Source organism: Psychrobacter sp. CCUG 69069, from assembly GCF_021023115.1.
Classification (GTDB): Bacteria; Pseudomonadota; Gammaproteobacteria; order Pseudomonadales; family Moraxellaceae; genus Psychrobacter; species Psychrobacter namhaensis.
Map to the genome: position 1 here is coordinate 56,478 of NZ_QQAI01000014.1, position 9,378 is coordinate 65,855.

Consider the following 9,378-nt stretch of genomic DNA (forward strand, 5'->3'; position numbering starts at 1 on the left):
GGCGGGCTTATGAAAAAATGGCCACTGATTATAATAGTAACAGCCATTATCGGGCTGGCCGTTGCCTTTATTATTGGGCAATTACTGCCAAATATACGTACTAGCAGTAGCGATATCGAGGTCAATATCACTGATCCTGCTCTCATCAAACAGGGTGAATATATCGCACGCACCGCTGATTGTGTCGCTTGTCATACCACGCTCAATGGCGAGACTTATGCAGGCGGCCTGCCTATGCTAACGCCGCTTGGGGCAATTTATTCAACCAATATCACGCCAGACAAAGAAACCGGCATCGGCAACTATAGTTTCGACGACTTTAAAAACGCCGTTAAACATGGGGTACGCCGTGATAATAAAACCTTGTACCCTGCTATGCCGTACCCATCTTACCAGCTCATGCCAGACGAAGACTTAGCCGCTATGTACGCCTTCTTTATGTCCGATGTCAAAGCCGTCAAGCAAACCAATCTAAAAAGTGAGCTACCTCCCATAGCAAACTGGCGCTGGCCCTTGGCATACTGGCAGGTCTTATTTGATCGCAAGCGTGACTTTGTTCCTGAGACAAACGACGCCCTATTGACTCGTGGTCAATACTTAATCGAAGGTCCCGGGCACTGCGGCTCTTGTCACACTGGGCGCGGTATCGGTTTCCAAGAAACGGCTCTAAGTAATGCAGATTCTAACAAATATTTGAGCGGTGCCATCATCGATGGCTGGCGTGCCAAAAGCATACGCGGTGAGCATCGCGGACTTGGTACTTGGACAGTTGCAGAACTAAATGATTTCTTTAAGACCGGACGTACTGATACCACTGCTGCTTTTGGCGCCATGGCTGAAGTAGTTGAGCATAGCACCCAATATATGACGGACTACGATATCAACGCCATGTCATCCTATCTAAAAACGTTAACACCAGCGCCAAACAAGGAAGCCACACTGCCTACGAAAAAAGACATCACCACGCAAAAACTACTAGATGGCGACTATGATTCGCGCGGTTCAATTTTGTACGCCGAATATTGCCAAGTTTGTCACCGTGTCGATGGTAAAGGGGTCGCGCGTATTTTCCCAGCGCTTGATGGTAATAGTGCAGTCTATTCTAAAAACGCTGATTCGGTACTACAGATTACCTTGAGCGGAGGTCGTATGCCTGAAACCCCACATGACCGTATGGCATTCACTATGCCTGAATTCAGCAATCTTAGCGATGCAGATGTGGCAGAAGTGGTAAATTACGTCCGTAATAGCTGGACCAACCAAGCGCCCAAAATCGATGTCAATGACGTGGTAAAAATGCGGGCTTTCCTCGCTAAAAAACCAAAAACCAGTACGGATATCGCCCCAGACTTAAGTATTGATGCGCAAACAAAAGGAGCAAAATAATGAAAAAACCTCCACTCAACTTGCATACTATTGCCAGCGTTATCTCTCAAAAAATCAAGATGAGCAACCTAACCACCGCTATCCTTACTGCTTCAGCGGTTAGTGTCGCTGCTATCAGTAGTGGTTGCTCACAGCCCGAGCCTGTCGAGCAAAATGCACCTGAGTACGGATTAGTCACCGCAGATGATGCCAACGAAGATATCGGCACTTATGTGCTGCCGCAAGACACGGCTATCTTGGATGAGCCAAACGCTGATGAGATATTTTATGGTAAACGCTTATTAAATGAAACCAAGCGCCTATTACCAGAGCACGTGGGCGCGCAAATGAATTGCAACAGCTGTCACATCTCGCAAGGTAAAGTTCCGCTTGGCGATCCATATATCAATAGCTATAACACCTATCCTCGTATCATGCCACGCTCTGGAAAAGAAGTCGATTTAGAAGCACGGATCAATGGTTGCTTTCAACGCTCAATGAATGGCAAGCCCTTAGATCGCCAGTCCCCTGAAATGCTGGCGATGATGGCCTATATGAAATGGTTGTCGCAAAACACGCCTAAGGAACAAAAGGTCGATATTCGTAACGCTGGCAAAGTTGATGACTCATTAATACCAGACCCTATGCGCGGTGAACAAATTTATAAGGTTCAATGCGCGACTTGCCATGGCGATAATGGCGAAGGCCTCAAAGACAGTCGCGGCGATATCGTCTTCCCGCCACTATGGGGCGATGAATCCTTTAATATCGGTGCGGGTATGGCACGTACTTATAAAGCGGCGGCTTTTGTAAAATACAATATGCCGATGGGTATCCAGACCAAAGGGTTATGGGGTCACGGCAATGTACTGAGCGATCAAGATGCCGTCGATGTGGCGCATTTTTTTACTCACCAGCCGCGACCTGACTTTGCTGGTAAGGTCAATGACTGGCCAAATGGTAAAAAACCTAAAGACGCACGTTACTGATATATTAAAAAGATGATATTTATGAAAACCTCACTTAAGAAGACGTCATTCTACGCTCTCTTGTGAGTGAGTATTTACATGATAAACCTTCAAGAAAGCATGGCTTCTTGAAGGTTTTTTGTTATCTATAGTTAATGGTCGTATGAAGTTTTCACTGTCCATTATATAGTTATTGTCTACCAAAGCCTCGCTATCGTCACTTATCTACGAGATCTGTCATGCGCAAAATTCCTATTTATACCTACCCTGCCGCTGGTTGGCCTGCGCTGATCTCCTCCACGCGTAAGCTGATGGATTATCAAACCTTTTTACGAGGGGGTCTGAGTGTATTCAAAAGCAATCAGCCTCAGGGTGGATTTGACTGCCCAGGCTGTGCTTGGCCTGATCATAAGTCACATAAAGCCATTGATGTCTGTGAAAACGGCATTAAGGTTATTGCCAGTGAGACCATGACCCGTAAAGCGGATGCCAAATTTTTTGCAAGACATAGCGTCACCGAGCTACAAGGCTGGTCAGGTTATGAGCTTGAGCACATTGGCCGCTTGTCAGAGCCACTATATTATGATGCCACGCAAGACCGCTATGTTCCCATCCCTTGGGTCAGCGCTTATCGTCTGATTGCTGAACAGTTAGGACAGCTTGACTCCCCAGATGAGGCGCTGTTTTATACCTCAGGACGTGTCACTAATGAGCCTGCCTTTATGTATCAGTTGTTTGTCCGCTACTTTGGTACCAACAATTTACCCGATTGCTCGAACATGTGTCACGAGCCAACCTCAGTAATGCTGGGTAGACAATTGGGTGTTGGTAAAGCGACGGTAACCTTAGAGGATTTTGGACAGGCCAAGCTCATATTGATGTTTGGACAAAATCCAGCCACCAATCATCCGCGTATGCTGGAAATGCTCGCCCATGCTCACAAGCAAGGATGTCGCATTCTCTCGATCAACCCAATGCGCGAACAAGGCCTCAGTAAATTTAGAAATCCACAAAAGCCCACGCACATGGCGGCAGGACAAAGCGCGGATGTGGTTGACGACGTTATTCAAGTTCAAATCGGCGGCGATGCGGCACTATTGACGGGTATTGCCAAATGGTTGGTTGAAAATCATAAAATCAATACGAATTTTATTACGACGCACACCTCAGGTTTTGAGCCATTAAAACAGTGGCTAACCGAGCAATCATGGTCAGACATTGAGCTGAGTAGCGGCATTTCTCAAGCAGAAATCATAAGCCTTGCTAAGCTGGTTGCCGATAGCTCAGCAACGATTTGCACATGGGGCATGGGTATCACCCAGCACGTGCAAGGTGACGACAATGTGGGTATGATTGCCAACTTGTTACTACTGATGGGTATGATTGGGATTGATGGCGCAGGCGCATCTCCCGTTCGTGGACACTCTAATGTACAAGGCGATCGCACCATGGGTATCCATGAGCGCCCTGCGCAAAAACTGCTGGATAGCCTTGAACGTGTTTTTGAGCATCCTATGCCGCAAGTACAGGGTTATGATGTGGTGACAGGAGCAAAAGCACTGATCATGGGCAAGCTAAAAGTCTTTATGGGTATGGGTGGTAATTATGCCGTGGCCGCGCCGGATACCAGCGCGATTCAACAAGCGTTAACCAAGACTCAGCTGAATATTTTTGTGGGCACCAAGCTCAACGAGACGATGCTATACCCCGGTGCAAACAATCTTATCTTACCTTGCTTGGGTCGTACAGAGCGCATCATTACCGCTAAAGGCGAGCAGTTTGCGACCATCGAAGACTCTATGTGTCAGGTGGTACCCACTCAAGGTAACCTTAAGCCCGTTAGTGAGCATTTAAAATCTGAAGCGCAGATTGTGGCAGACATCGCAACCCATGTGTTTGGCTCTGACTCGTCCATCCCTTGGCAAAGGATGAGTGAGGATTTCGATGTCGTTCGTGATTATATTGCCCAAGCGATTGACGGTTTTGAAGATTTCAACCAACGTATTCGTGCATCTGAACGCGGTTTTCATTTGTATCACCCTGCTCGCCATCGCGTATGGAATACCAGCAGTGGTAAAGCACAGTTTGAAGTACCCCAATATCCAATTATTTATGTCGCAGCACAAATGGCAGAGGCGACCTCCTCGTTTAGAACGGTGACAGATACTACGATCCCTATGAATGGCGCTCAAGACAATGAACAAAAGATTTGGCAGTTGACCAGCGTGCGTAGCCATGATCAATTTAATACCATGATCTTTGGGTTCAAAGATCGCTATCGCCATACCAATCGCCGTGACGTCTTGTTTATGCATCCTGATGAGATAAGCCGCCTAGGCTGGCAGACAGGTGATAACGTGATGGTAACCCGACAACCTAATAAAAACAGTACGGATCAACCACGTGTCTTAGGGCCATTAGTATTGACTGAGATGGATATTGCGTCAAACGCCGTGGCCGCTTATTATCCTGAGTGTAATGATTTATTTGATTTAGACACTCATGCACCAGATTCGCACATACCAGCGTACAAATCAACGACCGTGGTTTTGCAACGGATGAGTGCAGAGGAAGGCATAACTGATCCTACCTAGTAAATGATAGACAAATGATTAAGTAATGCTCGTGTTAACAAGAAAAATCACCAAAAAACCACACCAGTGACCAGATCATATGACACACCATGATAATAGCGAAAGCCGATGTGAAAGAAGGTAAACCAGCTAGTGAGGAGCTCTTAGCACACAAGATATCGAATGCTACAGATAAATTTACGACGCCGCTTGTGCGCGCGCATTCATCGCAAAAACACTGTTATTCATCAGATAGAGTTGACCAAAGCGGTGCTGCTCAGGTTTGTGTTGATAACCAGCCAGCGAGTTTGGCGGTGGAAGCCGCTGTCGCCATTGTAATCAACGGCATACACTATGCCGTACTGATGGCAAGTCCTAGCCAGCTTGAATACCTAGCGGTAGGGTTTTTGTTTAGTGAAGGCTTGATTCAGCATAGCCATGAGCTACTAGATTGGGAAGTTACTTCGCTTACTGACCCCTCAAGTTACCAACAGTTTACCCAAGGTTCAGATAATAAAGATGGGGACGCGGCCGAATTTGAGAAAATCACGCAGCAGTTGCAAGACTATGACGTTTATGTAGTGGAGCTGGTACTAAACCAGCGCTGTCACCAACGTATTCAAGCACAGAAACGTCAGCTGGCAGGACGTACAGGTTGCGGTATGTGCGGTATCACAGGATTGACCCAAGCTCTACCCGACTTGAGTTGCTACTCACAAGGCAGCTTGCAAGACTGTCAAAATTCCACAACTGCCCTCCCCAAAAAGATCGTACCAAGCCTTGACTGTCTGCTAGATCTACGACAACAAGTGGAAGCCACCCAGCGTACCCACCAATTAACAGGCGCGCTGCATGCCGCCGCGACCATTTACAATCAGCAATTACACCTATTTGAGGACGTAGGGCGTCATAACGCCCTAGATAAACTGATCGGCTGGCAACTGCGACACAAGACAGACGTGGACTGCGTCCTCATGACCTCACGCTTATCGATTGAACTGGTGCAAAAATCTATTCGCGGTCGCATACCTTGGTTAATTGGTATGTCTGCACCCACCAGTACGGCAATACGTGTCGCTGAGCGCTATGGATTGGGCGTGGCTGGTTTCTTACGTAATGACAGAGTAACTTATTATTCAGGCTACTTAGATGTTTAAGGCGCAGCGCTAATTGTTTATTCGCACTCTCCCTCTCACCTCCTATGATTTAAAACTTATCAATCAACTACCTCTGTCCAGAACTTGTATCTGTCCAGAACTTATAATAGTTAAAATCGGGAAAAATTTGAGGTTAAAGACATAATAGGTTACTCTTACCGCACGAAAATGTTACATACACTTAACAGATATGTAGTTTTATTTAGTAATGCCGCATTCATGGCCCTGATTACTCAGACTAGATTGCGTTTACTCTTAAAACTGCAGATTGTATATCAACCAAGAAAATAGAGTAAACATCTCTCTCATGGTTTCTTGTACCGTTGATCATTCTGTCTAAATCTAGCTCAGGACATGCCGTGTGGCTTGACGCTTTCCGTAATATGGCTATGGACGCTCATCTAACGAGCCTCTTATGACATTCAGCGACCCTTGAGCGTACGTCTCTCATAGCGTTAGGGTGCCTTCATCAGTTAACGATTACTGAAATGTGCCCCTCTCATTTGTTGATATATTTTTTAGTAAATATCCCAAATGACGACGTCACGATACTCAAATTCAATGCTTACTTGTCGTAACAGTTAAGTAATGTTGCTAGCTGTGCTTGTTATTTCTACTAGCAGCCCATTAGCTTATCTCCATAAGCGGTATTACCTATCTAAAATTTCGGGATTTATCAATCCCATTAATTTTAATTCATCAAAAACAATTGCGAGGTATGAATTTGAAAACTGAGTCATTGTTCCAATTTTCATCGTTGACCATTATTTTATTATTGTTGGCGTTTTATGGTGGTACTTATTTACTCTCTTTATTAATTAAAAAAGACAAAGAAACGACTTCTGGCTTTATGGTCGCAGGTCACGGTGTTGGCTTTGGCATGGGTGCCGCCAGCATGACCGCTACTTGGATTTGGGCAGCATCGTTTTATGCAGCGGCTACATCTGGCTACAAATACGGTGTGTCAGGTCCAATACATTACGGCTTTTGGGGGGCACTGATGATTTTGTTCATTTACCCTTTTGGCATGCGCTTTCGTGAATTGGCACCAGATGGCCACACTTTAGGTGAGCTCATCCACGCCCGACATGGTTCATCAAGCCAATTAATTTTAGCCATATCTAACATTATGGGCAGCTTAATTAGCTTGATGGTCAACTTCACCGCTGCTGGCGCCCTAGTGTCTGTCTTATCACCGTTATCGTTCCAAACAGGGGTGATGATCGCGGGTATTGGTGTGTTGAGCTACACGTTAACCTCAGGGTTTCGTGCCTCCGTCTTTACCGATTTTGCCCAATTGGTCGCATTAATGGCAATTGGGATCATCATTATTCCAGCGGTACTATTTGCTATGGGTGGTCCTGAAGTCATGGTTAGTGGACTGTCAAATCTGACTTTAGAACAGCAAAACTTCTTTTCTTCTGAAGCCTTTTTTCAGCAGGGAGCGCCCTATTTTGTCGCTGTACTGGCTTATGCAATCGGCAATCAAACCATTACTCAGCGCTTATTTGCCATTGATAAAACCAAGATTAAAGCCACGTTTGTCACCGCTACCGTTGGTTACGCAGGCATTGTTATTGGTCTTGGCATGATTGGACTGATGGCTTTGACCATTGGGATTGAACCACTCGATGGCAACATGAATAATTTGATTCCACAAATGGTTAGCACTTATCTACATCCTGTGTTTATCGCTCTGTTTTTTATTTTAGTGATTGGTTCGTTATCATCGACCGCTGACTCCGATTTATCAGCGCTATCGACGATTATGATGGCGGACGTATACGGTAAGAATATCGCTAAAGGTCGCGTTAAACCAAAAACCATGATGCTAATCGGTCGTGGTACGATGATTATCGCCACTGCTTCTGGCCTGATTTTTGCCAGCTTTAAGCTTGATATTCTCGTCATGCTGGTTTTCGTTGGGGCACTATGGGGCGCCATTGTCTTTCCTGTCATTGCCAGTGTGTTTTGGAATCGTGTGACCAATACTGCCTTTACCTCAGCCGTAATCATTGGCCTACTCCTCTTTTGTATTGCCCGCTTTGAGTTGCTACCGATTACTGGCTTCACTGCTCTGTTCTTTGAGATCTTGGCCAGTGTTGGTGCGGCTGTCGTTATTGGATTGATGGTCTTTGGCTTCTTAGGTCGAAAGATTGGTATGATCGCAGCTGCTATTACGCTGGTGCTGATGCTAGTCTTTGCCACTGGCTTCCTACGCCAATATATGGTCTTACTCGCCTCATTGACAGCTTACGGTGCCAGCACTATCGTCTGTGTGATTGTCAGCCTCATGGGTGATGAGCACTTCGACTTTGGCCTCATCAAACAGCGTGTGGGTAATTACGACAAAAAGGCTAACGTAGCACCAACATCAGAAACTTAAATCAGGTCATCTCATGCAGAGAACGATTGAGCAATGCGAAATAACTAACGTTGGCTGCAAGAGAGACTATAAGGAGAGATCATGGACAACGTTTTTATCTATGGCTTATATGTTTTAATTTGGCCAGCCATTACCCTTGGGGTACTGGTATTGATTTGCACCGCGACTTATCGCGATGTCAAAAAAGCCAAACGTAACAACAAAGATATCCTTTAAAATACTATTTTTTAGAATTATTTTTAGCTCCTTATCACTAGGCAACCGCTTAGTGATAAGGCCATAACGACTTTTAATCGCTTAAATCCCTACATAGAACAGTTAAATGTACACCAGTAAGCAAATAACCTGTTTTTAATTAAAAAATGACTTGTAATTTAATATATTTTTGCTAATATAGTCCACCTTGATTGGCTGGATGGCAGAGTGGTCATGCAGCGGACTGCAACTCCGTTAACGCCGGTTCGATTCCGACTCCAGCCTCCAATTATTTATTAACTTTACGTTAATTTTAGCTTGCATTATTAGTATAACCGCTTATAATAGCCAGCACTTATCTAGCAAGTAACATGTTTACTATATAGATAATACAAGTTTTGCCCGGGTGGTGAAATTGGTAGACACAAGGGATTTAAAATCCCTCGCTAGCAATAGCGTGCCGGTTCAAGTCCGGCTCCGGGTACCATTATATAGTCCTATACTATCTTATAGAACAGCTAAAGCCCCTGATATCAGGGGCTTTGTTGTATCTGGCGTTCTATACTGTCCTGCTCTATCTATCCTGATCCATGCACTTTGAGTACATTGAGCTATGCTGAAGAAACCGTAGAGATAAACTTGGTAAACTAAGCGTATTAATCGGAGTTTACCATGACCAAGAAATTAAGAACCTACAGTGACGAATTTAAAGCTGAAGCTGTTAAAAAGATAGC

6 protein-coding genes and 2 tRNA genes are annotated in these 9,378 nt (G+C 45.1%); all 8 read left to right on the plus strand.

Translation table 11 applies throughout. From position 1 onward, the window contains the following. The first annotated feature begins 9 nt into the window (after positions 1–9). The 8 genes from DVY93_RS09755 to DVY93_RS09790 all read left to right on the plus strand — a co-directional run bounded on the left by DVY93_RS09755 (position 10) and on the right by DVY93_RS09790 (position 9,131). Positions 10–1,386: a cytochrome c gene (locus DVY93_RS09755; protein WP_230710555.1), complete on the plus strand. Its 1,377-nt coding sequence runs from the start codon at positions 10–12 to the stop codon at positions 1,384–1,386. Further along, positions 1,386–2,354 carry a c-type cytochrome gene (locus DVY93_RS09760; protein WP_230710556.1) on the plus strand — a complete coding sequence of 323 codons (969 nt, stop codon included), beginning with the start codon at positions 1,386–1,388 and terminating at the stop codon, positions 2,352–2,354. The genes DVY93_RS09755 and DVY93_RS09760 overlap by 1 nt, the downstream gene beginning before the upstream one ends. Positions 2,355–2,572: 218 nt before the next feature. Further along, positions 2,573–4,927 carry an FdhF/YdeP family oxidoreductase gene (locus tag DVY93_RS09765; RefSeq protein ID WP_230710558.1) on the plus strand — a complete coding sequence of 785 codons (2,355 nt, stop codon included), beginning with the start codon at positions 2,573–2,575 and terminating at the stop codon, positions 4,925–4,927. Between the two features lie 89 nt (positions 4,928–5,016). Then, complete coding sequence (locus tag DVY93_RS09770) at positions 5,017–6,063, plus strand: formate dehydrogenase accessory sulfurtransferase FdhD (protein WP_230710560.1); 1,047 nt, start codon at positions 5,017–5,019, stop codon at positions 6,061–6,063. A gap of 739 nt (positions 6,064–6,802) precedes the next feature. Next, on the plus strand, positions 6,803–8,449 hold the full coding sequence (locus DVY93_RS09775) for a sodium:solute symporter family protein (protein WP_330165968.1): 1,647 nt from the start codon (positions 6,803–6,805) through the stop codon (positions 8,447–8,449). An 81-nt stretch (positions 8,450–8,530) separates the two neighbouring features. Then, on the plus strand, positions 8,531–8,665 hold the full coding sequence (locus DVY93_RS09780; protein ID WP_226949554.1) for a putative transporter small subunit: 135 nt from the start codon (positions 8,531–8,533) through the stop codon (positions 8,663–8,665). Positions 8,666–8,858: 193 nt separating this feature from the next. Further along, positions 8,859–8,932 (plus strand) — tRNA-Cys (locus tag DVY93_RS09785). A 112-nt stretch (positions 8,933–9,044) separates the two neighbouring features. After that, positions 9,045–9,131: transfer RNA gene (locus DVY93_RS09790), tRNA-Leu, on the plus strand. Positions 9,132–9,378: the final 247 nt, after the last annotated feature.